The organism is Actinomadura bangladeshensis (genome assembly GCF_004348335.1).
GTDB lineage: Bacteria > Actinomycetota > Actinomycetes > Streptosporangiales > Streptosporangiaceae > Spirillospora > Spirillospora bangladeshensis.
Genome location: NZ_SMJW01000077.1, coordinates 1 through 26,240, shown reverse-complemented (window position 1 = coordinate 26,240; position 26,240 = coordinate 1). Strand labels below are relative to the sequence as shown.

The following is a 26,240-nucleotide window of genomic DNA, read 5'->3' as shown; positions in this document are numbered from 1 at the left end:
GCCGCCCACCGCATCCCCGCCGAGGACCCGGGCAGCCCGCGGCGGCGGATGGCCCGGGGCCGGGGCCCGGCGGTCACAGCAGGGCGTCGATGTCGGCGATGATCGCCTTGCGGCCCGGCTCGTCCAGGGACGAGGCGGTCACGGCGTTGCGGGCCAGTGCCGCCAGGTCCTCGCGGCCCAGCCCGAACACCTCGGCGGCGACCCGGTACTCGCCGGTCAGCGTCGTGTCGAACATCGGCGGGTCGTCGCTGTTCAGCGTGACGAACAGCCCCGCCTCCAGCATCCGCGGCAGGGGGTGGGAGGCCAGGTCGGGGACCTGCCCGGTGCACACGTTGGACGTCGGGCACACTTCGAGGGGCAGCTGCGTCTCGCGCAGGCGGGCGACCAGGCGCGGGTCGTCCAGGCAGCTGGTGCCGTGCCCGATGCGCTCGGCGCCGAGCCCGTCGATGGCCTCCCAGATCGTCTCCGGCCCGGTCATCTCGCCGGCGTGCGGGAGGCTGCGCAGCCCGGCGGCGCGGGCGGCGGCGAACGCGTCGCGGAACGCGTCCCGGTGCGGCGGGCGCATCTGCTCGATCCCGCCGATCCCGAACCCGACGAGCGCCTCGGGCGGGTGGCGCAGCGCGTGCTCGAGGGTGCCGCGCGCGCCGTCGGCGCCGAACTCGCCGGGGATGTCGAAGATGTAGGCGACGCGGACGCCGAGCCGGTCGCGGGCCTCGCGCACCGCGTGGTCGAGGGCCTCGGTGACCGCGGGCATCGGCATCCCGGCCCGCTGGTGGGTGTAGGGGGTGACGGTCAGCTCGACGTAGCGGACGTTCTGCGCGGCGAGGTCGCGGGCGACGCCGAACACAAGCGTGCCGACGTCCTCCGGGGTCCGGACGAGGCTGGACACCGACTCGTACACCTCGGCGAAGTGCGGGAAGTCGCGGAACCCGTAGAAGGCGCGCAGCTCGCGCTCGTCCACGGGGACGCGCCCGTCCGGGTGGCGGCGGGCGAGTTCCAGGACGGTGGGGACCGAGGCGGAGCCGACGAGGTGGACGTGCAGCTCGACCTTCGGAAGGGCGTCGATGAACGCCCCGATCGATGCGGTTTCGGTAGGCACGTCCGCGAAGCTAACAGCCGCCGCGCCCGGCATGACAGGCAAAGACGGCGAATCTAACGTGAAAACGTCAGGAACCGGACGGCAGGATGGTGTCCATGCGCGCTGCCCGGCTGATCTCCATGGTCCTGCTCCTCCAGTCGCGGGAGGCGATGACGGCGGGCGAGCTGGCGCGGGAGCTGGAGGTCTCCGAGCGCACCGTGTACCGGGACATGGAGGCGCTGTCGGCGGCCGGCGTCCCGGTCTACGCCGACCAGGGGCGCGGCGGCGGGTACCGGCTCGTCGGCGGGTACCGGACGCGGCTGACCGGGCTCACCCGGGAGGAGGCGGAGGCGCTGTTCCTGTCCGGGCTGCCCGGCCCGGCCGGTGACATGGGCCGCGCCGGTGCGCTCGCCGCCGCCGAGCTGAAGGTCCTCGCGGCGCTGCCGGCCGCGCTGCGGGACGCGCCCGCGCGGGCGAGCCAGCGGTTCCTGCTGGACGCACCGGGCTGGTTCGGCGAGTCCGGGCCGCCGCCGCTGCTGCGCGAGCTGGCCCGCGCGGTGTGGCAGGACGAGACCGTCGAGCTGCGCTACCGCCGCCGGGACTCCGAGGTCGTGCGCACGGCGGAGCCCTACGCGCTCGTCCTGAAGAACGGCACCTGGTACCTGGTCGCGCGGGTCGGTGAGACCTTCCGCACCTACCGGGTGGACCGCGTCACCGCCGTCCGGCCGGACGGCGCGGTGTTCGACCGGGACGAGCGGTTCGACCTCGCCGCGCACTGGCGCGCGGAGGCGGGCTCGTTCGTGCGCTCGGTGCTGCGCGAGGAGGCCGTGGTGCGGCTCTCCCCCGCCGGGATGCGGCTGCTGCGGTTCGCGGTCGAGCCGCACGCCGCCCGGCGGGCGGCCGAGGAGGCCGGGGAGCCGGACGAGCACGGCTGGGTGGCGACGGTGCTGCCGGTCGAGTCGGCGGAGGTGGCGGCCGCCGAGCTGCTGCGGCTCGGCGCGGAGGCCGAGGTCCTCGCCCCGCCGGAGCTGCGGGCGCGGATGGCCGAGCACGCCGCCCGGCTGGCGCGGCTGTACGGCTGACCGGGGCGGCCCCGCTAGTCCTGCTTGCGCGCGATCGCGGCGGCCAGCTCCTCCTTGCTCATCTTCGAGCGGCCCTGGACGTCGAGGTCGGCGGCACGGTCGTAGAGCTCCTTCTTGCTGTTGCCCTCGACGTCCACGCCGCCGAAGCTCCTGCCCTTGCCGCGGCGCGCCTCCGGATTCTCGGCGCGGGGGTCGGACGGCCCCTTGCGCCCCTTCGGCTCCCAGTGGTCGCCGCGCTTCTCGAACTTGTGCTTGAGCGCGGAGTAGGCGGTGCGGTGGGCGCGCTGGCCCTCGCCGTAGGTCTTGACCGCGGAGTCGTGGGCCTTGGCGAAGGTCTCCTGCGCCTCCTCCGGGGAGCGCTGGATCGTGCCGGGAAGCTCGTCCTTGATCGGCTTGCCGCTCTTGGTCGTCATCGGCATGGCCGTTTCCTCCTTTCGCCTATGGAGTCGCGATAACCGGCCGGCGCGCCCCCAAACCGCCGGGGCGCGCCCTACCGGTACCCGGTGGTGTCGGCGGGACGGCCCGGGTCCACGACCTCGACCAGGTAGCGCCACATGTCGGGGCGGCTGCCGTCGGTGTCGGTGAAGCCGTAGACCTGGGCGAGCCCGCCGCTGGAGAGCGCCCGCCCGTTCCAGCGGGCCTTGTCCGGGTCGGCGGCGAGGGCCGCGACGGCGCGGCCGACGAAGGCGGGCGACTCGGACATGGCGAAGTGCGGGTCCTTGGCGGCCCCGTCCCGCCAGGTCTCCTCGGTGACGCCGAAGTGCTCCAGCATCGCCTCCGAGCGCAGCCAGCCGGGGGTGAGCGCGACGGCGGTCGCGCCGGACGGGGCGATCTCCTCGGACTGGGCGAGCGCCATCCGGATCACGGCGGTCTTCACGATGTCGTAGAAGTAGCCGCACTCCTTGCGGTACTTCGCGTTGTACTCGGCGGTCCCGTCGGTCATCTCGATCACGAGCCCGCCCGGTTCGCCGATCAGCAGCGGCAGCGCGTGGTAACTCGTGATGGCGTGGGTGTCGAGCGCCAGCCGGAACATGCGGAGGCCGTCCTCCAGGGACTGCTCCCACAGCGGTCGTCCGAACTGGAAGAGGTGGTCCGATCCCCAGACGTCGTTGACGAGGACGTCCAGCCGGCCGCGCTCCGCGCCGATGCGGCGCACGAGCGCGGCGACCTGGGCGGGGTCGAGGTGGTCGACCCGGACGGCGATGCCCTCGCCGCCCGCCGCCGTCACCCGCTCGGCGGTCTCCTCGATGGTCTCGGGACGGTCCAGCTCCGATCGCTGCGACCGGGTGGACCGTCCCGTCACGTAGACGGTCGCGCCCGCGGCGCCGAGCTCGACGGCGATGCCGCGGCCCGCGCCGCGCGTGCCCCCCGCGACCAGTGCGGTCTTACCTGTCAGTGCACGGTTCATGAGGACGATGCTGGCACCGAAACCTGACAGTCCACGTCAGGCTTTGCGTGCCGTTCCGTCCTCGCCGCGCGGTTCGCTCGGATCGGACGGGGTCAGGTGAAGATGCTCACGCCGCCGGGGCCGACGAGCAGCCCCACGACGATCAGGACGATCCCCCAGAGGAGGTCGCGCCGGGCGAGGATCACGTAGATCCCGGCGATCACGAGAATCACGGCGATGAGCCACAGGATTGTCATCATGGACCCCGGCGTCCCCCAGGAGGAGACCAAGAAACCGCAATCCGGTTTCGGGTGACCAGAATCTCCGTTATGGGCGGAGAAGGAGAGGACTCTCCTCCTCCGCCTGGATAACGGCGGTCACCGCGTCGCGAACGCCACGGCGCGGTACGGCCGGAACCGAGTCTTCCGCCGCGCCCGGCCCGCGGCATCGGTCTCAGGGCCGGTTCCGCGCGCCCGTTCCTCCTGCTCCGGTACTAGAGCCGCTCGTCATCCGGAACGGTTCGCTCCTGCGAACGGCTCAGGCGGAGCGCGTTGGCGACGATCCGGTGCCCGGCACCGCCCGCCGCCGTGAGGATCGACTCCGGGTGGAACTGGACGGCCCACCGCCGCCGCTGCGGATCCTCGATCGCCATCACGACGTCCCCGGTCAGCGCCGTCACCTGGAAGCCCTTCACCCGGTCCGGGGTGGCGTGCAGCGAGTGGTAGCGGGCCGCGGTGAACTCGTCCGGGAGCCCGTCGAACAGCCCGCCGCCGGCCACCTTCACCCGGCCGGGCTTGCCGTGCGACGGCTCGGGCAGCAGCGCCAGCTCGCCGCCCGCGTGCTCGACCATCGCCTGCAGCCCGAGGCAGACGCCGAAGACGGGCAGCTCCCGCTCGGCGAGGGCGTCCAGCAGCGCCCGCGTGCCGAAGTCCTCCGGGCGGCCGGGGCCGGGCGACAGGACCACCAGGTCGGGGGCGTGCTCGTCCAGCATCCGCGCCGGGAACCCGTGCCGCAGCGTGACCACGCCCGCGCCCTGCTGGCGGAAGTAGTCGGCGAGGGTGTTGACGAACGAGTCCTCGTGGTCGACGAGCAGCACCTTCATGCCGTCCCCCGGCAGCGCGGGAAGCGGCGCCTCCGCGGGCGCGCCCGCCGCCGGGCCCGGCTGGGACGCGGCGAGCGCGCCGAGCAGGGCGCTGGCCTTGAGGTGGGTCTCGCGCTCCTCCTCATCGGGGTCGGAGTCGTACAGCAGCGTCGCCCCCGCCCGGACGGTCGCGACGCCGTCGCGGATCTGCGCGGTCCGCAGCGTCAGGCCGGTGTTCATCGACCCGTCGAAGCCGACGCAGCCCACCGCGCCGCCGTACCAGCGGCGCGGCGAGTCCTCGTGGTCCTCGATGAACTGCATCGCCCACGCCTTCGGCGCGCCGGTGACGGTGACCGCCCACATGTGCGTGAGGAACGCGTCGAGCGCGTCGAAGCCGGGCCGCAGCCGGCCCTCGATGTGGTCGACGGTGTGGATCAGCCGGGAGTAGATCTCGATCTGCCGGCGGCCGAGGACCCGCACGCTGCCGGGCACGCAGATCCGCGACTTGTCGTTGCGGTCGACGTCGGTGCACATCGTCAGCTCGGACTCGTCCTTGGCCGACGACAGGATCGCGCGGATCTGCTCAGCGTCCTCCAGCGCGTCGGCGCCGCGCTTGATCGTCCCGGCGATCGGGCAGGTCTCGACGCGGTCGCCGGTGACGCGGACGAACATCTCGGGCGACGCGCCGACCAGGTACTCGCCGTCGCCGAGGTTGAACAGGAACTCGTACGGGGCCGGGTTGGTCTCCCGCAGCCGCTCGAAGAACGCGGCGGGCGCGTCGCAGCGCCCGTACATCGCGTGGCCGGGCGTGACCTCGAACAGGTCGCCGCGGACGAACTTCTCCTTGGCGTCCCGCACCATCTGCGCGTACACGCCGGGGACGGGCTGCGCCGGCAGCTCGGCGGCCCGCGCCGGGACGGGCGTCGGCTCCGTCTCGCGCGCCAGCCCCGCCGTGCCCCTCCCCCCGATCTCGAAGTCGTAGGAGATGCGGTGCGAGGTCTCGCGCTTGCGGTCGACGACGACCATCTCGTCGGCCAGGTGCAGGACGAGGTCGCGCTGGTCGGCGGGCCGCTCCAGCCGGGTCCGCAGCGGCTCGAACTGCAGCGACAGGTCGTAGCCGAACGCGCCGTACAGGCCGAGGTGCGGGTCGTCGCAGCCGAACAGGCCGGTGACGGCGCGCAGGGCGGTGAAGACGGTCGGCTGCCGGCTGCGCTCCTCCTCGGGGAAGAACTCCTCGCCCGGCGGGACGAAGACCTCGAACCGGTCGGGCTCGTCCGCGCGGACCTCGCCGGTCTCCCGCAGCACGGCGGCGACGGCGGGCAGGACGATACGGCCGCGGCCGTTGAGCGCCCGCACCGCGACCGCCCGACCGCGCGCGACGAACTCCAGGCACGGGTCGACGTAGGCCATGTGCCAGCGGCTGTAGCGGCCCGGATACTCCATGCCGGAGCTGAGCACGCCGCCGCGCCGCTCCCCCACGGCGGCGACGAGCGCGTTCAGCACGTCGGACTTGCGCTCGGAGTCGACCGGGACGGCGGTACGGGTCACCCGTACGCCCCCGGCCGTGACGAACTCGCTGGTCAGCGGCTGCTGTGAGACGGTCTCCACCGCGGTGGCCCCTCGTGTCGGGCCCCCACCGGACGCCGCCCACGAGAAAACGACCGCCGGTGAGGGCGGTCGCCTGGTCTTGAGCACGCACGAACCGGCACCGCCTCAGCGGCGCCACCACCACCGGGAGGCTGCGGTTCGCATGCGGCGAGGTTACCATGGACCCCGGCGCAAGGGACTGCTTACACGACCGAGGCGGCGGCCATGACCAGGAAGAACACCGAGTTCGAGCTGCGCGGGGTCAACCACCTCGCGCTCGTCTGCAGCGACATGAGGCAGACGGTGGACTTCTACGAGGGCGTGCTCGGCATGCCGCTGATCAAGACCATCGAGCTGCCGATGGGCTGGGGCCAGCACTTCTTCTTCGACTGCGGCGGCGGCAACGCGCTCGCCTTCTTCTGGTTCCCGGACGCGCCCGAGCCCGTCCCCGGCGTGTCCGCGCCGAAGAACCTGCCCGACCGGGGCGAGCTGCTGTCGGCCGTCGGGTCGATGAACCACATCGCCTTCGACGTCCCGCCCGAGCGCATCGAGGAGTACCGCGACCGCCTCATCGCCAAGGGCATCGACGTCGGCGTGCTGCTCAACCACGACGACAGCGAGTTCGGCGTCGCGCCGGAGAACCACGAGGGCGTGTTCGTCCGGTCCATCTACTTCAAGGACCCCGACGGCATCCTGGTGGAGTTCGCGGCGTGGACGCGGGAGCTGGACCTGCCGTCGGACGTCCGGCACGAGCCGCGGACCGCGGCCGACCGGACCGTCTGACCGTCCCCCTGACACCCCCGTCGGACGGCTCTGACCTGCTCCTCTCTCAGCTGGAACGATCCACCCCAGTCGTGCCGTGACCGAGATCACGTTGTGATCAACGCACGTGTACTCTCGCCCGGCTGCCCACCGGGCACGGGCCCGCTTCGCGATCCGGACGCGGGCGCCCGTGCGCGCGCGGCTCCTGGGGGCCGGCCCCCCAAACCCCCGGCACAAGCCGGGGGGCGCACGACGAGGAGGACTCCCCTTGACTCCCGACACTCCGAAGGAACCGGCTTCGACCGAACCGCCGCCCGCCGCCCGCTCCGACCGCAGCCCGTGGAACTGGCTGCTGGTCGTCCCCATCGTGGTCCCGCTGCTGACGTTCCTGTTCAACAGCGACGGCCCGCGCCTCGCCGGCTGGCCCGCCTTCTACTGGATCCAGCTCGCGTTCATCCCGCTCGGCGTCCTCTGCACGGTCGTCGTCTACCAGATGACGAAGAAGAGGGGCTGAGCCGTGGCGAGCGACCACATCACCGAGATCGTCATCTTCACCGCGCTCTTCCTGCTGGTCAGCGGGATGGGCTTCGTCGCCGCGCGGTGGCGGCGCCCCGACACCATGCACAACCTGGACGAGTGGGGGCTCGGCGGCCGCAGCTTCGGCAGCTGGGTCACCTGGTTCCTGATCGGCGGCGACCTCTACACCGCCTACACCTTCGTGGCCGTCCCGGCCCTGGTGTTCGGCGCAGGCGCGGCGGGCTTCTTCGCCGTCCCGTACACGATCATCGTGTACCCGCTGGTGTTCCTGTTCCTCATCCGGCTCTGGTCGGTGTCGCACGTGCACGGCTTCGTCACGCCGGCCGACTTCGTCCGGGCCCGGTTCGGCTCGCCGACGCTGGCGCTGCTGGTGGCGATCACCGGCATCGTCGCCACGATGCCGTACATCGCGCTGCAGCTCGTCGGCATCGAGGCCGTGCTGAAGGCGATGGGCGTGAACGGCCACTGGCCGCTCATCATCGCGTTCGTGGTGCTGGCGGCCTACACCTACCAGTCCGGGCTGCGGGCGCCGGCGCTGATCGCGTTCGTCAAGGACCTGCTGATCTACCTGGTCATCATCGTCGCGGTGCTGTACATCCCGGCCAAGCTCGGCGGCTGGGGCGACATCTTCGACGCGGCGAAGGCCAAGTTCGACGCGACGCCGGCGCCGGGCGACGGCATCACGATCGCCGGCAGCGGCCAGCTGAACTACGCGATGCTCGCGCTCGGCTCGGCGATGGCGCTGTTCCTCTACCCGCACAGCATCACCGGCGTGCTGGCGAGCAAGAACCGCAACGTGATCAAGCGGAACATGGCGGCACTGCCGGCCTACAGCTTCGTGCTCGGCCTGATCGCACTGCTCGGCTACATGGCGATCGCGGCGGGCGTGAAGCCGATCACCACCGACGGCAAGCCGGACGGCAACACCGCCGTCCCGGTGCTGTTCGACCACATGTTCCCGGACTGGTTCGCGGGCGTCGCGTTCGCCGCCGTCGGCATCGGCGCGCTCGTCCCGGCGGCGATCATGTCGATCGCGGCGGCGAACCTGTTCACCCGCAACATCTACAAGGAGTACATCAGGCGGGACGCCACCGAGAAGCAGGAGGCCACGGTCAGCAAGCTGGTCTCGCTGGTCGTCAAGGCGGGCGCGGTGGCGTGCATCCTCGCGCTGGACCCGCAGTTCTCCATCGACCTGCAGCTCATCGGCGGCGTCATCATCCTGCAGACGCTCCCGTCCGTCGGGCTCGGCCTGATGACGCGCTGGTTCCACCGGGGCGCGCTCATCGCCGGCTGGGCCGGCGGCATGATCGCCGGCCTGTGGATGCTGTACCAGATCCCGAACCCGGCGAAGGGCAAGGAGCACTTCGGCGGCTCGGCCTACCCGCTGAGCGACCTCGGCCTCGACACCAAGATGACGATCTACGCCGGCATCCTGGCGCTGGCCGTCAACGTCGCGGTCGCGGTGATCGGCACGGTCGTCTGCCGGGCGGCCAAGCTGGCGGACGGCGGCGACGCGACCCGCGCCGTCGACTACTTCGCCGACGAGGGCGACCCGAAGGTCAAGGAGCTGGACCTCACCGGCACCACCTGACCCGCTCCGGTCCCACCCCGGCGGCCCGCGGCGGCGCCTTCCGAGCGCCCGCCGCGGGCCGTTCCGCGGGCCGTTCCGCGGGCCGGCGGCGCCCCGCGGCCGCGCCCCTCTTCGCATCCGCCCCGTTCCGCGACAGAATGCGATTCTAGTCACCCGGGAGGGATCATGAGCTTCGAAGTGCCCGCGTCCGTGCGCCCGGTGCGCGACGCCGTCCACGCCTTCATGACCGAGCGCGTCGAGCCCGCCGAGCCGGTGCTGCGCGCGGGCGGGCAGGAGGCGGCCGCGCTGCTGGCGGACCTGCGGCGCGACGCCAGGGCCGAGGGCCTGTGGGCGCTCGGCCACCCGGCGGAGCTGGGCGGCGGCGGCCTGCCGTTCCTCGACTACGTCTACGTCAACGAGGTCCAGGGGCGCAGCGAGTTCGGCCAGGTCGCGCTCGGCACTTACACGCTCCAGGACTCGCTCATGCTGCACCGCTACGCCAGCGCCGCGCAGCGCGAGCGGTTCCTCGGGCCGCTGGTGCAGGCCGAGATCAACCCGAGCTTCGCGATGACCGAGCCGGGCATCTCCAGCTCCGACCCGACGCAGCTGGCCACCACCGCGACGCTGGAGGACGGCGAGTGGGTGATCCGGGGCCGCAAATGGTTCACGACCCTCGCCGACTCGGCCGCGTACACGACGGTGATGTGCCGGACGGAGCCCGAGGGCACCTCCCCGTACCTGTCGTTCAGCATGATCCTCGTGCCGACGGACACGCCGGGGTACACGATCGTCCGCGACACCCCCGTCCTCGGCCTGGACGGCGGGCACTGCGAGGTGCTGTACGACGAGGTGCGCGTACCCGAGGAGAACCTGCTCGGGCCGCGCGGGCACGGGTTCGTCATCGCGCAGGAGCGGCTCGGCCCCGGCCGCATCTTCCACTGCATGCGCTTCCTCGGGCAGGCGCAGCGGGCGTTCGACCTGATGTGCGCCCGGATGCACGACCGGACGGCGTTCGGCGAGCCGCTGCACAAGAAGCAGCTGCTCCAGCAGCACGTGTTCGACTCCTACGCCGAGATCCAGGCGTCCCGGCTGCTCACCCTCCAGGCCGCGCACAAGATCGACTCCGGTGACCAGGCGAGAGTGGAGATCGGCGTCATCAAGGTGGTGGCGGCGCGGATGCTGCACAACGTCATCGACCGGGCGATCCAGGTGCACGGCGCCGAGGGCCTCACCGACGACACGCCGCTCGGCGACATGTACCGGCACGCCCGCGCGGGCCGCATCTTCGACGGCCCGGACGAGGTGCACGTGACCACGACCGCCCGGCGCATCCTCAAGGAGTACGGCGAGGGCCGCAACTGGGAGTTCGGCCTGCGCTGACCCCCGGGCCCGGCCGCCCGCTCAGCCGGCGGCCGGGCCGCCGGGCGGCCGCGGTCCGCGCAGGCCGGACGCGGCGGCCGGCAGCCCCCCGAGGACCAGGTCGACGAGCCCGTCCACGACGGCCTCGCGCGGCACCTCCGCCGCGTGGTCGAGCCACCAGTCGCCGGCGGTCTGCACCATGCCGACGATCGCGTGGCCCCACACGTAGGCGCGGGTGCGGTCCGCCATCTCGCCCTCGGCGATCATCACCTCGGCCAGTTCCCGGCTCACGTCGCGGATCATCGTGCTCATCGCGCTGTGCGTGGCCGTGTCCTCGGCGCTCGCCCGGTGCATCAGGAACCGGTACAGGTTGAGGTTCTTGGAGATCGTCGCCAGGTAGGTGTCGATGGTGGAGCGGGTGCGGTCGCGGACCGGCTCGTCGCCGCGGGAGAACTCCTCCCGGATGCCCTCGATCAGCTTGCGCGTGTGCCGCTCGGCGAGGGCCTGGTAGAGGCCGCTCTTGTCGCCGAAGTGGCGGTACAGGATCGGCTTGCTGATCTCCGCCTCGGCGGCGATCGCGGCCATGGACGCCTCCGGGCCCTCCCGCTGGATGACCCGGTCGGCGGCCTCCAGCAGGGCACGGCGACGGCCGGGGTCGCGGCGCGGTCCGGACCCCGGCCTGCCCGCCGTGTTCGTCATGACAGAACGGTATCGGGGGTGTTACCCCGCGACAACACCGCCCTGCCCGGGCGGCGCACGGCTACCTGGCGAACGCCTGGAGCTCGGCCGCCCGGACGACGCCGGCCAGCGGGCTCGCGGTGCCGCAGTCGGTGGCCGAGCGCGGGTCGTCGTCCTGCTCGCCCGCGTACTCCGGCGCGCCGGTGCACTGGCTGGAGACCACCTGCAGCCGCAGGTGGGTCGCCGTGACGTCCCGCAGGCCGAACGACCGCAGGATCAGGTCGGGCGCCGTCGGGCGCGGCCGGTCCGCCGGGAAGGCGTCGGGCCGGCTGGTGTAGACGGTGCGGTACCCGGCGTCCCGCGAGCAGTCGGCCCTGGTGGCGTCGCAGGCCAGCAGCCGGAACGCGCGCAGCGCCGTGAACCGGTTCTGCGCCGAGCCCGCGCCCTCCGGGTCGCCGGCCGCCGACGGCCGCAGCATCGCGCTCACCTGCACCCGGCCGACCCTGACCGGGCGGTCGCCCGCCAGGTCGACGGTCACCTGGCGACCGGCCACCGGGGCCTGTACCGACTGCCAGTTGGTCGCCTCGGTCTCGTCCAGCAGCGCCGGCTGGGACGCTCCGTCGCCCGTTGCGGTCGCGCCGTTGGCGGCCGCCGCCTCGTTGCGGGACATCGCGACCGCCAGCGTCCGTGCGTGCGAGCCGATCGTCGCGGTGAACCGCTTGTGCCCGAACCCCTCGCCGACCGCGACGAAGGAGTAGCGGCCGGGCGTCATCGCGACCGTGTCGCCGAGCGGGGTCGCCGGGTCGGTGTCGGCCACCGGGACGGCCCGGGCCTCGTAGTCGCCGGCGTAGAGCCGCACCTTGCCGCCCTTCGCGGCACCGGCCGGCTTCAGGGTCACGCGGGCGTCGCGCGACATCGGGGACGCGAAGCTCGGCCGCGCGTCGGCGTCGGCGGGCCCGCTGCTGGCAGCGTCCTCCCCCAGGCCGTGCTGGGCGAAGACCTTCCACATCATGGCGTGGTCCCGGCCGCCGAAGCGGATGGTGTCGGCGGCGAGCAGGGCGTTGCGGTGGTCGACGTAGCTGACCGCCCCGGACGCCATGAGCAGCAGCGCGTCGAACGACAGCTGCGCCCAGCGCCGGTTGCCGGGGCACTTGTCGACCGGCACCTTCCCGTCCGCGCACCTGCGCTGCAGGGACGCGCTCCCCGCGCCGTACCGCTCCACGAACGCCTGCCGGACGTCGAACTGGGTGGCGGTCCAGATCTCGCCGTCGGCGTGGACCTGCGTGCCGACCAGGTCGTACCCGAGGTCGCTGTAGTTCAGCGGGCTCCGGCTCATGTCGTAGTTGCGGATCCCGGACTTCGGCTCACCGGTGACGTAGGCGCCGGTGACGTACGGCGTCCGGCCGGGGGCGCGGAACCCGTACTCGTTGAGGTACTCCATCGCGAACAGGTCGGAGGTGCTCTCGTTCATGGCCCCGGCCTGCGGCCCGCTCCACCCGGCGTCCGGCCCGGCGATCATGCGGCCGGATATGGCGTGCGAGTACTCGTGCCCGATGACGCTCATGTCGAAGTCGCCGTCGACGCACGGCGGGTAGAACGCGCCCGCGACCGGCTGCCACAGGTACATGTTGCTGATGGCGGGCGTGCCGTCGGGCGGGGTGATCTGGTTGGCGTTGTCGCGGACGCTGGCGATCCTCGCCCCGGCCTGCGCGTTGCCCTGCTCGGGGTCGCCGCCGAGCCCGCCGCGGCCGCCGTTGTCGGCCTGCATGTTCCACGCCGACTCGGTGAAGCCGAGCCGGTAGGACCAGTCGTGCATGCGGTTGTGCTGGACGAACAGGTTGGAGATGGCCGCCTCGACGTCGGCCTCCTGCGGGCTGTCCATCGACGCCGGGTCGCACTTGCTCTCGTACCACTGGTTCGCCCAGCGGTAGGCGTAGTTCCGGTCCGCCTTGGGCGCGCTGGTGCGGGTGCCGACGGAGAACGGGTCGCCGTTCGCACGGTTCTCGTAGGTGTGCGCCGAATTGCCGAGGCTGGTCATGGTGGAGGCGCCGGTCGCCGGGTCGACGTCCCACGGCCGTCCCGAGGACGGGTCACCGCCGACGGTGTTCTCGCAGCCCCGCGCGGGGGCGAAGCACCACGTCCGCCGGGTGTCGCGGGAGGAGTAGTCGCCGGACGGGGTCGCCGGGAACACCGCCCAGCGCGGATTGTCGCTGTCGTGGTCGACGAGGTTCTCCCGCACCAGCACCGACCCGGTGCGCGCGTCCACGTAGGACGTGACGGCCTTCGGCTCGCTCCCGGCCCCGTCGATCAGCGTGACCTGGTAGGCGCTGCGGACGCCCTGCGCGGTGGGGACGGCCACGAGCCGCGCCTTCCGCGTCGTGCCGTCCGAGACGGTGATGCCCGCGTCCCGTCCGGCCGCGGCCACCGCGTCCTCCTGGGAGAGCGTGGCCGGTGCGGGCGCCGCGCCGTCACGGGCGAGGGTGGAGGTGACCGAGACGACCTCGCCCTCGCTGACGCCGACCGCGACGAGGCCGTCGTAGCCGGCGGGCAGGTCGCCGAAGCGCTGGCGCAGCAGCACCGCGGCGCCCTTGCCGATGGGGTTGACCGCGACCTTCTCCAGGGCGCCCACGGCGGCGGCGTCCAGGCCGAACAGGTCCCGGTGGCCGGCGAGGTAGGCGCGCGCGGCCTTCTCCGGATCGCCGGGCAGTCCGCCCGCGAGGGGTTCGGCGCCGATCACCGTCGCGGGCGTGCCGAGCTTGTTCCACCGCACGGTCACGCCGCGGGCGGCGCCCTCCTGCCGGCCGGTGGGAGCCAGCCGGCCGGTCCGGGCGTCCTTGTCGGGCAGTTCCGGACGATCGCCGGGCGGCTGGGAGCGCGGGGGCGGGGGTGCGGCCCGTCCGGGGACCGCGAGGCCGGCTGTGAGGAGCGTTCCCGTGGCCGCCAGCGCGGTCAGGGTGATCCAGCGTGTCCTGGGCACCATTGCCTCCTGGAGGCGGGCGGATGGCCCGGTCTCGGTTCGGCCGGATGATCAACCGGCCGAACCTGAGACAAGCAGCGCACCAGAAGTACAACTAGGGCGAGTTACAACGTTTCGGACATGCAGATGCCGGGCGGTCTTCGTCTTGACAGCGCCCGGCATCCATGGGCCGAGTGCCCCGCGGCCCGGAATCGGCCCCGCGTCGGCGACTCCGGGCCCCCGCGGGCGGGTGGCCGCCGTCGGCCACCCGCCCGCGCCGGGACGTCAGCGGACGGGCAGGCCGGTGACGGTGCGGCCGATGACGAGGCGCTGGATCTCCGACGTCCCCTCGAAGATCGTGAATATCTTGGAGTCGCGGTGCATGCGCTCGACCGGGTACTCGCGGGTGTAGCCGTTGCCGCCGAGGATCTGGATGGCCTCCTCGGTGACGTACACCGACATCTCGCTGGCCATCAGCTTGGCCATCGAGCCCTCGGCGTTGGCGAAGTCCTTGCCGGTGCGGGCCATCCACGCGGCGCGCCACACCATGAGGCGCGCGGCGTCCAGGCGGGTCTTCATGTCGGCGAGCTTGAAGGCGATGGCCTGGAAGTCGCCGATCTTCTTGCCGAACTGCTCGCGCTCGCGCGCGTACTCCAGAGCGTAGTCGTAGGCGGCGCGGCCGACGCCGAGCGCCATCGCGCCGACCGACGGGCGGGTCGTCTCGAACGTCTTCAGCGCGGCCTGGCCCTTGGAGCTCTTGCCCTCGCGGGTGCGCGCGATGCGCTCGTCGAACCTGTCCTTGCCGCCGACGATCAGGTGCGACGGGACGCGCACGTCGTCGAGGACCACCTCGGCGGTGTGGGAGGCGCGGATGCCGTGCTTCTTGAACTTCTGGCCCTGCTTCAGGCCGGGGGTGTTCGGCGGGACGATGAAGCTCGCCTGGCCGCGGCTGCCCAGCTCGGGGTACACCGAGGCCACCACCACGTGGACGTCGGCGATGCCGCCGTTGGTCGCCCAGGTCTTGGTGCCGTTCAGCACCCACTCGTCCTTGGCCTCGTCGAAGACGGCGCGGGTGCGGATCGAGCCGACGTCGCTGCCGGCGTCCGGCTCGGAGGCGCAGAAGGCGCCGAGCTTGATGTCGTCGGCGGAGCCGAACATCTGCGGCACCCACTCGGCGGTCTGCTCGGGAGTGCCGACGGCCGCGACGGACGCGGCGGCGAGGCCGGTGCCGACGATGGACAGCGCGATGCCCGCATCGCCCCAGAACAGCTCCTCGAACGCCACCGGGATGCCGAGGCCGGTCGGCTCCAGCCACTGGGTGGCGAAGAAGTCGAGCGAGTAGATACCGACCTTGGACGCCTCCTGGATCAGCGGCCAGGGCGTCTCCTCGCGCTCGTCCCACTCCTCGGCCGCGGGACGGATCACGTCCTTGGCGAACTCGTGCACCCAGTCCCTGACCTCACGGACGTCCTCGCTGGGCTCCAGGGAGAACGGCGTCTGCTCCGTGCTCGTCATGATTAATTGACCCTCTCGTCCAATATCGCTGTTACCAACGGTAGCACCATTCAGAGTTACCGTGGGTAACACCGTGCGCGGAGTCACAGCCCGCGCGGGCGCTACCGGGGCCCCGGCGAGCAGGAGCGGGCGGCGGCGTACCCGGGCACCTCGATCATCGGCGGCCGCTCCCCCACGGCGACGTCGGTCGTGCGGGCGTCGTGGCCGCCCGCGGCGCGGTGGAACTGGGTGAGCGCGGTGGACGGCGCCTCGAGCGGGACCATCCGGCCGTGCCGCTCCAGCCGCGACCAGGCGGTCAGCATGATCTGCCCCGACATCGCCCCGAGCGCCTCGGTGGACTGGTGCGCGTGCACCCGGCGGCCGAGGTCGACCTGCGCGATCGCGTCGAGCCCCGCGTCCTGGTAGACGTCCAGCAGCAGGCCGAGCTCCACGCCGTAGCCGGTGACGAACGGGAGCCGCTCCAGCAGCGCGCGCCGCCCCGCGTACTCGCCGCCGAGCGGCTGGACGACGCCGGCGAGCAGCGGCCAGTGCAGGTTGATCAGCGGGCGCGCGACCAGCTCGGTGACCCGGCCGCCGCCGCCCTCGACGCGGCGGCCGCCGTCCACCAGGGGGCGGTCGTAGCAGCCTTTGACGTAGCCGACGGAGGGGTCGGCCAGCAGCGGGCCGAGCAGCCCGGTGACGTAGGAGGAGGTGAACTCGCGCAGGTCGGCGTCCACGAACACGATCAGGTCGCCGGACGTCGCGTACAGCGACTTCCACAGCGCCTCGCCCTTGCCGGACATGCGGCCCTGGCCGGGCAGGACGGCGTCCTGCGCGACCACCTCGGCGCCCGCGGCGGCGGCGACGGCGGCGGTCCGGTCGGCGGAGCGGGAGTCGACCACGAGGATCTCGTCGACCAGCGGGATCCGCTCGACCAGGTCGGTCCGGACGGCCGCGACGATCGCGCCGACCGTGGCCTCCTCGTCGCGCGCGGGCAGCACGACGCTGATCCGGGTGTCGCCCTTGGCCTCGAGCAGGAGGCGCGGCGGCCAGTCCTCCGCCCTGCTCGTGCGGCGGCTCGACCACGACGCGACCTCGGGCAGCACGCGCTCTCCCTCCCCTCTGGGCCGTCCCGGACGGGACGCCCCCTCACCTACAGGGAACGCCAGATCCTCCCAGATCATTCACCGCCGGAACGGGCGGCGGCGAGACGACCCGAAGAGTTGACGCGGACGCAACACACCGGTCATTCGGCGGCGTGCTTGTCGAGGAACTCGTACACGTCGGCGTCGTCCACGCCGGGGAACGCGCCGGGCGGCAGGACCGACAGCACGTGCGAGTGCGCGCGCGCCGACGGCCACGCCATGCCCTCCCAGCGGTCCGACAGCTCCTTGGGGGGGCGCTGGCAGCAGTCGCCGTCGGGGCAGGCGGACTTGACCCGCCGGGTCGTCTCCCGGCCGCGGAACCAGCGCGAGTCCTCGAACCGGACGCCGAGCGTGATCGCGAAGTCGCGCTCGTGGCTGGGATCGATGTGCGACAGGCACCAGTACGTCCCCTTGGGGGTGTCGGTGTACTGGTAGTAGACGGAGAAGCGGTCCGCGGCGCCGAACACGTGCCGCCCGGCCCACTCCCGGCACATCCGCTGGCCCTCGATCGCGCCGTCCTCGTCCTGGGGGAAGGCCAGGCCGTCGTTGGCGTACGCCTTGTAGATGGTGCCGTTCTCGTCGTTCTTGGTGAAGTGCAGCTGCAGGCCGAGGTGGTGGGTCGCGATGTTGGTGAAGCGGTGCGCGGCCATCTCGTAGGAGACGGAGAAGACGTCCGCGAGGTCCTCCACGGACAGCTCCCGCGCGGCCTTGGCCTCCTGCAGGAACGGGACCACGCTGCGCTCGGGCATCAGGATCGCCGCGCCGAAGTAGTTGGCCTCGACGCGCTGGCGCAGGAAGTCGGCGAAGTCGCGCGGCTGGTCGTGGTCGAGCGCGATGTGCCCGAGCGTCTGCAGCAATATCGTCCGCGGGGTGTGCATGCCGAGCTGCTCGCGCTCCAGGTAGATCCGCCGGTTGCGCAGGTCGGTGACGGACCGGACCGAGCGCGGCAGGTCCTGGACGTACTGGAGGCTGAAGCCGAAGTGGCCGACCAGCGTCATCAGCAGCCCCTGCGACACCGCGCCGCGCCGGTACCCGACCGCGTCGAGGGTCTGCGAGGCGACCCGCTCGATCTCGGCGAAGTGGTTGCCGCGCTCGTGCATCTGGCGGCGCAGCTCGGCGTTGGCCTTGCGCGCCTCCTCGGGGCTCGCGGTCGGCTTGGTACGGCTGCGTTTCAGCTCGCCGTACAGGGCGAGGATGTGCTCGATGACCTCGTTGGGCATCCGCTTGCCGACCTTGAGGTGCGACAGCCCGAGCGTCCGGTACAGCGGGTCGCGCTGGGCCTCCTCCAGCTGGATCTCCAGCTGGGCGCGGCGGCTCGGCGGCTGGCGCCGGAGCAGCTCCTCCACCGGGCACTCCAGCGCCGCGGCGAGCGCCTGGAGCAGCGACAGCTTCGGCTCGCGCCGTCCGTTCTCCAGCAGGGAGAGCTGGGAGGGGGCGCGGCCGACGCGCTCGCCGAGCTCCGACAGCGTCAGGCCGCGGCCGCGCCGCAGGTGCCGGAGCCGCTGGCCGAAGGTGACGAGGTCTACGTCACTCGTCAAGTTGAGGGGTTCTTCTTGGCGCAAGGTCGTCACGGCTTCATGCTACCGGAAATTTCGCAGTTCTTTCGTTACTCACGAGTTCATTTAGGGCTTGCATCCGGGGCATAGTCGTTGCAAGCACCCAGGGGACGACACGGAAGGGCGAGATCATGAGCGACAGTCGCCTCAAGGGCGCAGCCGAGGAGCTGCAGCGACAGTGGGAGACCGACGCCCGGTGGAAGGGCGTCGAGCGGACGTACACGGCCGAGGAGGTCGTGCGGATCCGCGGTTCGGTCCAGGAGGAGCACACCCTCGCGCGCCTCGGCGCCGAGCGCCTGTGGAAGCTCCTGCACGAGGAGGACTACGTCCACAGCCTCGGCGCGCTGACCGGGCTGCAGGCCGTCCAGCAGGTCAAGGCCGGCCTCAAGGCCATCTACCTGTCCGGCTGGCAGGTCGCGGCGGACGCCAACCTGGCGGGCCAGACCTACCCGGACCAGAGCATCTACCCGGCGAACTCGGTCCCGGCCGTCGTGCGGCGCATCAACAACGCGCTGCTGCGCGCCGACCAGGTCCAGTGGGCCGAGGGCGAGGGCGACACGCACTTCCTCGCCCCGATCGTGGCCGACGCCGAGGCCGGCTTCGGCGGCGTGCTGAACGCCTTCGAGCTGATGAAGGGCATGATCGCCGCGGGCGCCGCGGGCGTGCACTGGGAGGACCAGCTGGCCTCCGAGAAGAAGTGCGGCCACCTCGGCGGCAAGGTCCTCATCCCGACCTCGCAGCACATCAAGACCCTCAACACCGCCCGCCTCGCGGCGGACATCTCCAATGTTCCCTCCCTGATCATCGCGCGGACCGACGCCGAGGCCGCGACCCTGATCACGACGGACGTGGACGAGCGCGACCGCGAGTTCACCACCGGCGAGCGCACCGCCGAGGGCTTCTACCGGGTCCGCAACGGCATCGAGCCCTGCATCGCCCGCGCCAAGGCCTACGCGCCGTACTCCGACCTGATCTGGATGGAGACCGGCACCCCGGACCTGGAGCAGGCCCGCAAGTTCGCCGAGGCGGTCAAGGCCGAGTACCCCGACCAGATGCTGGCCTACAACTGCTCGCCGTCCTTCAACTGGAAGGCGCACCTGGACGACGCGACCATCGCCAAGTTCCAGCGCGAACTCGGCCACATGGGCTTCAAGTTCCAGTTCATCACGCTGGCCGGGTTCCACGCGCTGAACTACAGCATGTTCGACCTGGCGCACGGCTACGCCAGCGACGGCATGACGGCCTACGTCGAGCTGCAGGAGCGCGAGTTCGCGGCGGCCGAGAAGGGCTTCACCGCGGTCAAGCACCAGCGCGAGGCCGGCACCGGCTACTTCGACATGGTCAGCACCGCGATCAACCCGGACTCGTCCACCACGGCCCTGAAGGGCTCCACGGAAGAGGGCCAGTTCCACTGATCCCCGCCGTTCTTCCGGTCTGACCCCCCTCGGACCCCGAAGGCCCCCGCGTCCCTACACCCGCGGGGGCCTTCTGGTATGCCCGGACATGCCCGGCCGCGCGATGCCCCCAGCCGCCCCCGCCACGGCCACATGCGGCTAGAGAACTCGACAGCGGCCCGGAAAGGGCGCATCGTGAGCGCGCTACTTGATCATCTCGGAGAGAGGATCCCTGATGGCGCGTCACCCCCGGTCCATCCGGTCCCGGGCGATCCCCGGCCGGATGCTCCCGATCGCCGTCGCCGCCGTGAGCGTCGTCGCGTTCGCGCCCGCCGCGAGCGCGGACGGGCACGGACACGGCCACGGGCGCTTCACCCCCGGCGCCTCCGGAGTGGGCGACCCCTACTTCCCGCTGGAGGGCAACGGCGGCTACGACGTCCGGCACTACTCGCTCGACCTCGGCTACGACCCCGACTACGACCAGCTCGACGGCACCGTGACCATCACCGCGCGGGCCACGCAGAACCTGTCGCGGTTCGACCTGGACCTGTCCGGCATGGACGTGGAGCGGATCTGGGTCGACCGGCGCGCCGCCCGCTACACCCGCCGGGGCCAGGAGCTGATCATCACGCCGGCGCGGGGCCTGCGGAAGGGCTCGGTGTTCCGGACGGTCGTCGAGTACGGCGGCGTGCCGCAGACCATCGTGGGCTCCCCGATCGTGTTCGGCTCCCCCTACGGGTTCCTGCACACGCCGGACGGCGCCTTCGTCGGCGGCGAGCCGAACGGCGCCCGCACCTGGTTCCCGGTCAACGACCACCCGAGCGACAAGGCGACCTACGATTACACGATCACCGTCCCGGAGGGCCTGACCGCCGTCGCCAACGGGCGGCCCATGGGCCACCGCTCCGCCGTCGCCTCGTTCAGCCGCCGCGACGGGCGCGCCCGCGCCGAGGTGTACCGCTGGCGCGAGGACAGCCCGATGGCGAGCTACCTCACCACGATCGACATCGGCAAGTGGGACGTGAAGCAGGGCCGCACGCCCGGCGGCGTCCCCAACTACACGGCGGTCGACCCCGTCCTGCTCCAGACGCAGCCGGACGCGGTGGACTTCTTCTACGGCACCACCAGCGAGGTCACCGACCTCTGGTCCAGGACGTTCGGGCAGTACCCGTTCGGCGGCACCGGCGCGATCGCCGACGACGCCCGCTACAACGGGCAGCCGCTCGGGTTCTCGCTGGAGACGCAGAGCAAGCCGGTCTACTCGGCGGTCCGCAGCACGGGCACCATCGCGCACGAGCTGGCGCACCAGTGGTTCGGCGACGCGGTCTCGCCGGAGCGCTGGAAGGACGTCTGGCTGAACGAGAGCTTCGCGACCTGGGCCGCCTGGTACTACACCGAGGTCAACGGCGGCCGGACCGTCCACGACGCGGCCCGCGCCACCTACGCCGCCCGCCCGTTCCCCGACCGCGAGGGGCGCCCGTTCTGGTCGGTGCTGACCGCCGACCCGCAGCGCGACACCATGTTCAACGACCGCGTCTACAACGGCGGCGGCATGATGCTGCAGTTCCTCCGGGAGAAGGTCGGCGACGAGACGTTCTTCACCCTGCTGCGGACCTGGTTCGCCCGCCACAAGTACCGCAACGGCAACACCGCGCAGTTCACGTCGCTGGCGCAGCAGATCTCCGGCCGGGACCTGAGCGGGTTCTTCAAGGACTGGCTCTACTCCCCCATCAAGCCCCCGCTCCCCTAGCGTCCCGGGCACGCGGAACCAGGGCCCCGGCGAGACCCGCCGGGGCCCTGTTCTGTGTCGGATTACGTGGTGGGAGGCCGTCCGGCTCTCTAGGCTTCCGGTAAGTGGGGGTCCTTCCGTGGGTGTGGTGGTACGGCTTCCGGCGGCACACCGCGTATCCGCTCGGCTCGCTGACCGAGTCGCTGACCAACACCGTCTTCGGGTTCATGCGCGCCTACGTCCTGCTGGCCCTGTGGGCGGTGCGGCCGTCCCTCGGCGGGTACGACGCGGCCGACGCCGTCACCTTCTGCTTCATCACCCAGGCGCTGATCGGGCCGGTGCAGATCTTCGGCGGGATGGACCTCACCGAGCGCATCCGCAACGGCGACGTCGCGATCGACCTCCACCGGCCGGCCGGGCTGCAGGGCTGGTGGCTCGCCGACGACCTCGGCCGCGCGGCCGGCTCGCTGCTGCTGCGGTCCGCCCCGCCGCTGCTGGCGGGCGCGCTGGTCTTCCCGTTCCGCGCGCCCGCCCCCGCGAACCTCGCCGCGTTCGCGGTCGCGGTCGTGCTCGCGGTGACGGTCGGCTTCGGGCTGCGCTACCTGGTGGCCCTCGGGATGTTCTGGCTGCACGACGACCGCGGCCTGCAGGCCGTCACGCTCGTGATGTCGCTGTTCTTCTCCGGGATGATCCTGCCGCTGGTGGTCTTCCCGGGCCGGCTCGGCGACGCCGCGCTGGCGCTGCCGTGGGCGGCGCAGATCCAGGTGCCGGCGGACGTGTTCCTCGGCCGGCACACCGGCGCCGGCATCCTCGGCGCGCTGGCCTTCCAGGCCGCGTGGGCCGCCGCGCTGCTCGGCGCCGGGGCGCTGCTGACGCGGGCCGCGCGGCGGAAGCTGGTGGTGCACGGTGGCTGACCCTGGGGCCGCCCCCTGGGCGACCGGCACGGTCCGGATGTACGGGCTGCTCACCTGGACGTGGATCCGCGCGGCGGCGCAGTACCCGGTGTCGATGGTGCTGCTGGCGCTGACGACCGCCGTCGTCACCGGGCTGGACGCCGCCGCGATCCTGCTGCTGTTCGCGCACGCCCCCCGCATCGCGGGTTTCGCGGCGCCGGAGGTCCTGTTCCTGTACGGGACGTCCGCGCTGGCGTTCGGCGTCTCCGACATCCTGCTCGGCACGACCGAGCGGCTCGGGCACCACGTGCGGCACGGGACGCTGGACGCGATGCTGGTGCGGCCGGTGAGCCCGCTCGTGCAGATCGCGACGGAGGAGTTCTCGCCGCGGCGCTTCGGCAAGCTCGTCCCGGCCGTGCTCGTCCTGGCGTACGCGCTCGCGGAGGCCGACGTGGCCTGGACGCCGGGCCGGGTGGCGGCGGTCCCCGCCATGGTGCTGTCCGGGACGGCGATCTTCGCCGGGCTGTGGGTGCTGACCGGCGCCGTGCAGTTCGTGCTGATCGACAGCCACGGGGCGAGCAAGTCGGTGACGTACGGGGGCGCGTTCCTCACGCAGTACCCGATGACCATGTTCGCCCGCGACTTCGTGCGCGGGGTGACGTTCATCGTGCCGCTGGCGTTCGTCAACTGGATGCCGGCGCTGTACGTCCTGGACCGCCCCGACCCGCTCGGGCTGCCGGACGCCGCCCGGTTCGCCTCGCCGGCCGTCGCGGTGCTGGTGTGCGGGCTGGGCGCGGTGGCGTGGCGGGCGGGGCTGCGGCACTACCGTTCGACAGGGAGCTGATGCCGGTGCCGATGATCGAGGCCGAGGACATCGTCAAGTCGTTCACCGTCCGGGCGCGCTCGGGCGGCCTGCGGCGGACCCGCACGGCCGTGCGCGCGGTGGACGGCGTGTCGTTCACCGTGGAGCCGGGCGAGTTCGTCGGCTACCTCGGCCCGAACGGGGCCGGGAAGTCCACGACGATCAAGATGCTGACGGGGATCCTCACCGCGTCGTCCGGCACCCTGCGGGTCTGCGGGCTGGACCCGTCGCGGCGGCGCACCGTGCTCGCGCGCCGGCTCGGCGTCGTGTTCGGGCAGCGGACGACGCTCTGGTGGGACCTGCCGCTGCGCGACAGCCTGGCCCTCGTCCGGCGGCTGTACCGGGTGGAGGCGGCGGCGCACCGGACGCGGCTCGCCGAGCTGACCGCGCTGCTGGAGCTCGCGCCGTTCCTCGACACCCCGGTCCGGCAGCTCAGCCTCGGCCAGCGGATGCGCGGCGACCTCGCCGCCGCGCTGCTGCACGACCCGGAGCTGCTCGTGCTGGACGAACCGACGATCGGCCTGGACGTGGTCAGCAAGGCGACGGTCCGCGACTTCCTGGCGCGCATCAACGCCGAGCGCGGCACGACGGTCCTGCTGACGACGCACGACCTCGGCGACATCGAGCGGCTCTGCCGCCGCGTCATGATCATCGACCACGGGCGGCTCGCCTTCGACGGGGGGCTGGACGAGCTGCGCCGCACCGTGGACGCCGACCGGCTGCTCGTCGTGGAGCTGGCCCGGCCGGGCCCCCCGATCGTGCTGGACGGCATCGAGGCCGAGCGGGTGGAGGGGCCGCGGCAGTGGCTGCGGCTGCCGCGCTCGGCGAACGCGGCCGCGGTCATCGCCGAGCTGGCGCGGGTCCACGACGTCCGCGACATCGCGCTGCGGGAGTCGGGGATCGAGGACGTCCTCGCCGGGCTCTACCGGGGCGACCACGCGTACCGGTGCTCGGGGCAGCCGGTCGCGCCGTAGCGCAGCGTCACCACCACCCCGACCCGCCCGGGCGAGCGCGGCCAGGTAGCGCGGCGGAGCGGGGCGCGTCCGCGCGCCGCAGCGCGTCGCCGACCAGCCGCGTCGTCACCGGGGACTGCCCCTTCGGCGGGGGCGGCCCCTTCGGCGGGGGCGGCCGGCCGTGCAGCGGCGCGTACAGGGCGCGCACCGCGCCGTCCAGCGCGGCCTGCGACAGCTCGTGCTCGCCGGACAGCGCCTCCCGGTAGCGGGCGTAGGCGGTGAGCCGCGCGTTCAGCGCGGCGGGGTAAACGGCTTGACCAGGTAGTGCAGGCGCCGCCGCGCAGCGCCTCCCGGACGGCGCCGGTGACGTGCAGGGCGCGGCCGTCGCCGAGCAGCTCGACCTCGACGCGGGCGGGCCGCCGGCGGCCTCCTGAAGGTGCCGGCGCAGTTCTCCCCCGAGGTGGGCGAGGAGAAGGACCAGATCGACCTGTCGAAGACCTGCACGACCCGGTTCGCGACCAAGGCGAAGCAGTCCTGAGCCGGCGCCGGGATCCGGGCCTGCGCGGGTCCGTCAGCGCATCCGCCGGTCGGCGTGCCGGTCGTCGCGGTCCATGGCGGAGTAGAAGTCCATGTCGGTGTCGTCGTCGTCGCGGTGGGAGCTCCAGCGGCGCGGCGCCCAGCTCGGCATCAGCAGCGCGAGGCCCATCATCGCGTACAGGCCGGAGCCGAGCAGCATCCGCAGCCCGGAGTCCATGTCGCCGCCGGGCGGCACCCTGCCGGGCAGGTCGAGGACGCGGCCCGGCTCGACCAGGAACCAGGCGGTGAGGCCGAGCAGGGCGAGCGCGGGCACCAGCGAGACCAGCGGCGACGCCCAGCGCGCGACGATGACCACGCCCGTCACCAGGCCCACGGCCGCGAGCAGGGCGAAGGCGCCGTAGATGCGGGTGCGGTCGGTGATCTCCTGCCCGGTGCCGTCGAAGGACTGCCCGGCCTGGACGTAGCCCCAGGCGGCGCCGTAGAGCAGCGCGGGTGTCAGCAGGACGCCGAGGACGAAGCCGAACGCATGGCGCACCGCGCATCACACCCTTCGCGCGCGCCCGCCGCCGGGCGCACATGGTTCCGTGGCGCCCCAATGACAACACGCCAATCGGCTATAGCGCAGTAAATCCGTCCCAATGCCCGCCGGCTCCGGCCTCGGCGGGGTTCCGCCGGGCGTTCCGCACCCTCCCGGCGGCTGACCGTTTCATGGTGGTTCGTTTTGAACGCCATTGACCGGGCATCGGCGTCTCATTCGATCCGACGCACGTTGGAGGAGACAATGTCGACCGCGATATGGGTCGTCATCGCCGTAGTCGTCGTCGCCGTGGTCGTCGCGGCCGTGCACCTGGCACGGACCAGGTCGCGGACGCAGCGGCTCAAGCGGCGGTTCGGCCCGGAGTACGACCGGGTCCTGCGGGACGAGGGCGGCCGCGCCGCCGCCGAGCGGGAGCTGCGCTCCCGGGAGCAGCGCCACGAGGAGCTGGAGCTGCGGGAGCTCGACCCGCGGCGGCGCGAGGAGTACCACGACCAGTGGGTCCGGGTCCAGGAGCGCTTCGTCGACACCCCGGAGGCGGCGGTCGAGCAGGCCGACGGCCTCGTCACGGTGGTGATGGGCGAGCGCGGCTACCCGACGCACGGGTTCGAGGACAAGGTCGCCCACCTGTCGGTGGAGCACGGACGGACGATGGAGCACTACCGGCGCGCCCACGCGATCAGCGGGCGGGCCGCGTCCCAGGAGGCGTCCACGGAGGACCTGCGGCAGGCCATGGTGCACTACCGCGCCCTGTTCGAAGAGCTGCTGGCCGCCCCCGGCCGGGAGCGGCACGGCCGGCACGCCGCGGACGGCCCGGCCGCCGAGCCCGCCACCGGGCCCGCCGCCGAGCCCGCCGCCGAGCCCGCCGCCGGTCCGGCCGCCGGGCCCGCCGCGGGCCGGGCCGCCGAGGCGCCCCCCGCGCAGACGCCGTCCGCCGAGACCCGGAGGAGCTGACCCCATGGAGCACAGGCGGCACGATGAGCGGGTCCCGGGGCCCGGCGTGCCCGGCGACACCCGCGTCGCCGGTCGCGCGCCCGAGCCCCCCGCGATGGACGGGCCCGGCCC

At 72.7% G+C, this 26,240-nt stretch carries 23 protein-coding genes; 11 read left to right on the top strand and 12 right to left on the bottom strand.

Translation table 11 applies throughout. The features are described 5' to 3' along the window. Positions 1 to 73: 73 nt before the first annotated feature. The gene (gene add / locus E1284_RS17100; RefSeq protein ID WP_341770400.1) at positions 74 to 1,099 is read right to left on the bottom strand and encodes an adenosine deaminase; all 1,026 of its coding nucleotides are present in this window, start codon (positions 1,097 to 1,099) and stop codon (positions 74 to 76) included. A gap of 95 nt (positions 1,100 to 1,194) precedes the next feature. Here add and E1284_RS17095 point away from each other — a divergent pair, with 95 nt between their 5' ends. Beyond that, entirely contained in the window at positions 1,195 to 2,160 is a 966-nt protein-coding gene (locus tag E1284_RS17095) for a helix-turn-helix transcriptional regulator (protein ID WP_131940085.1), read from the top strand. A 14-nt stretch (positions 2,161 to 2,174) separates the two neighbouring features. Here E1284_RS17095 and E1284_RS17090 read toward each other — a convergent pair whose 3' ends face one another. The 4 genes from E1284_RS17090 to E1284_RS17080 all read right to left on the bottom strand — a co-directional run bounded on the left by E1284_RS17090 (position 2,175) and on the right by E1284_RS17080 (position 6,236). Further along, the gene (locus E1284_RS17090) at positions 2,175 to 2,579 is read right to left on the bottom strand and encodes a ChaB family protein (RefSeq protein ID WP_131940084.1); all 405 of its coding nucleotides are present in this window, start codon (positions 2,577 to 2,579) and stop codon (positions 2,175 to 2,177) included. 71 nt (positions 2,580 to 2,650) lie between these two features. Continuing rightward, entirely contained in the window at positions 2,651 to 3,568 is a 918-nt protein-coding gene (locus E1284_RS17085) for an SDR family oxidoreductase (protein WP_131940083.1), read from the bottom strand. A 92-nt stretch (positions 3,569 to 3,660) separates the two neighbouring features. Then, the gene (locus tag E1284_RS41545; protein WP_165959128.1) at positions 3,661 to 3,807 is read right to left on the bottom strand and encodes a GPGG-motif small membrane protein; all 147 of its coding nucleotides are present in this window, start codon (positions 3,805 to 3,807) and stop codon (positions 3,661 to 3,663) included. Positions 3,808 to 4,040: 233 nt separating this feature from the next. Then, positions 4,041 to 6,236 (bottom strand): anthranilate synthase component I, encoded by a 2,196-nt coding sequence (locus E1284_RS17080; RefSeq protein ID WP_131940082.1) that lies wholly within the window; start codon positions 6,234 to 6,236, stop codon positions 4,041 to 4,043. Positions 6,237 to 6,440: 204 nt separating this feature from the next. Between E1284_RS17080 and E1284_RS17075 the strand changes: the two genes are divergently transcribed. From E1284_RS17075 to E1284_RS17060, 4 genes are all read left to right on the top strand, one after another. Next, entirely contained in the window at positions 6,441 to 6,998 is a 558-nt protein-coding gene (locus tag E1284_RS17075) for a VOC family protein (protein ID WP_131940081.1), read from the top strand. Between the two features lie 247 nt (positions 6,999 to 7,245). Then, positions 7,246 to 7,491, top strand: a complete 246-nt coding sequence (locus E1284_RS17070; protein ID WP_131940080.1) for a DUF3311 domain-containing protein — start codon at positions 7,246 to 7,248, stop codon at positions 7,489 to 7,491. Positions 7,492 to 7,494: 3 nt separating this feature from the next. After that, the gene (gene mctP / locus E1284_RS17065) at positions 7,495 to 9,105 is read left to right on the top strand and encodes a monocarboxylate uptake permease MctP (RefSeq protein ID WP_131940079.1); all 1,611 of its coding nucleotides are present in this window, start codon (positions 7,495 to 7,497) and stop codon (positions 9,103 to 9,105) included. A 165-nt stretch (positions 9,106 to 9,270) separates the two neighbouring features. After that, positions 9,271 to 10,464, top strand: a complete 1,194-nt coding sequence (locus tag E1284_RS17060; protein WP_131940078.1) for an acyl-CoA dehydrogenase family protein — start codon at positions 9,271 to 9,273, stop codon at positions 10,462 to 10,464. Positions 10,465 to 10,485: 21 nt separating this feature from the next. On the opposite strand, the gene E1284_RS17055 is transcribed toward E1284_RS17060, so the two are convergent. From E1284_RS17055 to E1284_RS17035, 5 genes are all read right to left on the bottom strand, one after another. Further along, on the bottom strand, positions 10,486 to 11,142 hold the full coding sequence (locus tag E1284_RS17055) for a TetR family transcriptional regulator (RefSeq protein WP_131940077.1): 657 nt from the start codon (positions 11,140 to 11,142) through the stop codon (positions 10,486 to 10,488). A gap of 61 nt (positions 11,143 to 11,203) precedes the next feature. Then, positions 11,204 to 14,101 carry a M36 family metallopeptidase gene (locus E1284_RS17050; RefSeq protein WP_131940076.1) on the bottom strand — a complete coding sequence of 966 codons (2,898 nt, stop codon included), beginning with the start codon at positions 14,099 to 14,101 and terminating at the stop codon, positions 11,204 to 11,206. A 261-nt stretch (positions 14,102 to 14,362) separates the two neighbouring features. After that, positions 14,363 to 15,592 carry an acyl-CoA dehydrogenase family protein gene (locus tag E1284_RS17045; protein WP_131940075.1) on the bottom strand — a complete coding sequence of 410 codons (1,230 nt, stop codon included), beginning with the start codon at positions 15,590 to 15,592 and terminating at the stop codon, positions 14,363 to 14,365. A 101-nt stretch (positions 15,593 to 15,693) separates the two neighbouring features. Beyond that, complete coding sequence (locus E1284_RS17040) at positions 15,694 to 16,677, bottom strand: glucosyl-3-phosphoglycerate synthase (RefSeq protein ID WP_207923798.1); 984 nt, start codon at positions 16,675 to 16,677, stop codon at positions 15,694 to 15,696. A 140-nt stretch (positions 16,678 to 16,817) separates the two neighbouring features. Next, on the bottom strand, positions 16,818 to 18,254 hold the full coding sequence (locus E1284_RS17035) for a helix-turn-helix domain-containing protein (protein ID WP_131940073.1): 1,437 nt from the start codon (positions 18,252 to 18,254) through the stop codon (positions 16,818 to 16,820). A 149-nt stretch (positions 18,255 to 18,403) separates the two neighbouring features. Between E1284_RS17035 and aceA the strand changes: the two genes are divergently transcribed. The 5 genes from aceA to E1284_RS17010 all read left to right on the top strand — a co-directional run bounded on the left by aceA (position 18,404) and on the right by E1284_RS17010 (position 24,124). Beyond that, the gene (gene aceA, locus E1284_RS17030) at positions 18,404 to 19,687 is read left to right on the top strand and encodes an isocitrate lyase (RefSeq protein ID WP_131940072.1); all 1,284 of its coding nucleotides are present in this window, start codon (positions 18,404 to 18,406) and stop codon (positions 19,685 to 19,687) included. Positions 19,688 to 19,901: 214 nt separating this feature from the next. After that, positions 19,902 to 21,416 carry a M1 family metallopeptidase gene (locus E1284_RS17025; RefSeq protein ID WP_131940071.1) on the top strand — a complete coding sequence of 505 codons (1,515 nt, stop codon included), beginning with the start codon at positions 19,902 to 19,904 and terminating at the stop codon, positions 21,414 to 21,416. Positions 21,417 to 21,520: 104 nt separating this feature from the next. Next, complete coding sequence (locus E1284_RS17020; RefSeq protein WP_131940070.1) at positions 21,521 to 22,309, top strand: ABC transporter permease; 789 nt, start codon at positions 21,521 to 21,523, stop codon at positions 22,307 to 22,309. Beyond that, on the top strand, positions 22,302 to 23,132 hold the full coding sequence (locus tag E1284_RS17015; protein WP_341770399.1) for an ABC transporter permease: 831 nt from the start codon (positions 22,302 to 22,304) through the stop codon (positions 23,130 to 23,132). Before E1284_RS17020 ends, E1284_RS17015 begins: the two co-directional genes overlap by 8 nt. After that, positions 23,132 to 24,124, top strand: a complete 993-nt coding sequence (locus E1284_RS17010; protein ID WP_243714537.1) for an ABC transporter ATP-binding protein — start codon at positions 23,132 to 23,134, stop codon at positions 24,122 to 24,124. Before E1284_RS17015 ends, E1284_RS17010 begins: the two co-directional genes overlap by 1 nt. Before the next feature lie 7 nt (positions 24,125 to 24,131). On the opposite strand, the gene E1284_RS17005 is transcribed toward E1284_RS17010, so the two are convergent. Further along, positions 24,132 to 24,311 (bottom strand): hypothetical protein, encoded by a 180-nt coding sequence (locus E1284_RS17005; RefSeq protein WP_131940069.1) that lies wholly within the window; start codon positions 24,309 to 24,311, stop codon positions 24,132 to 24,134. A 363-nt stretch (positions 24,312 to 24,674) separates the two neighbouring features. Further along, a complete protein-coding gene (locus E1284_RS17000; protein WP_207923797.1) occupies positions 24,675 to 25,175 on the bottom strand; it encodes a hypothetical protein in 501 nt (166 codons plus the stop codon). Positions 25,176 to 25,421: 246 nt separating this feature from the next. Between E1284_RS17000 and E1284_RS16995 the strand changes: the two genes are divergently transcribed. Continuing rightward, positions 25,422 to 26,129 carry a hypothetical protein gene (locus tag E1284_RS16995; protein ID WP_207923796.1) on the top strand — a complete coding sequence of 236 codons (708 nt, stop codon included), beginning with the start codon at positions 25,422 to 25,424 and terminating at the stop codon, positions 26,127 to 26,129. Positions 26,130 to 26,240: the final 111 nt, after the last annotated feature.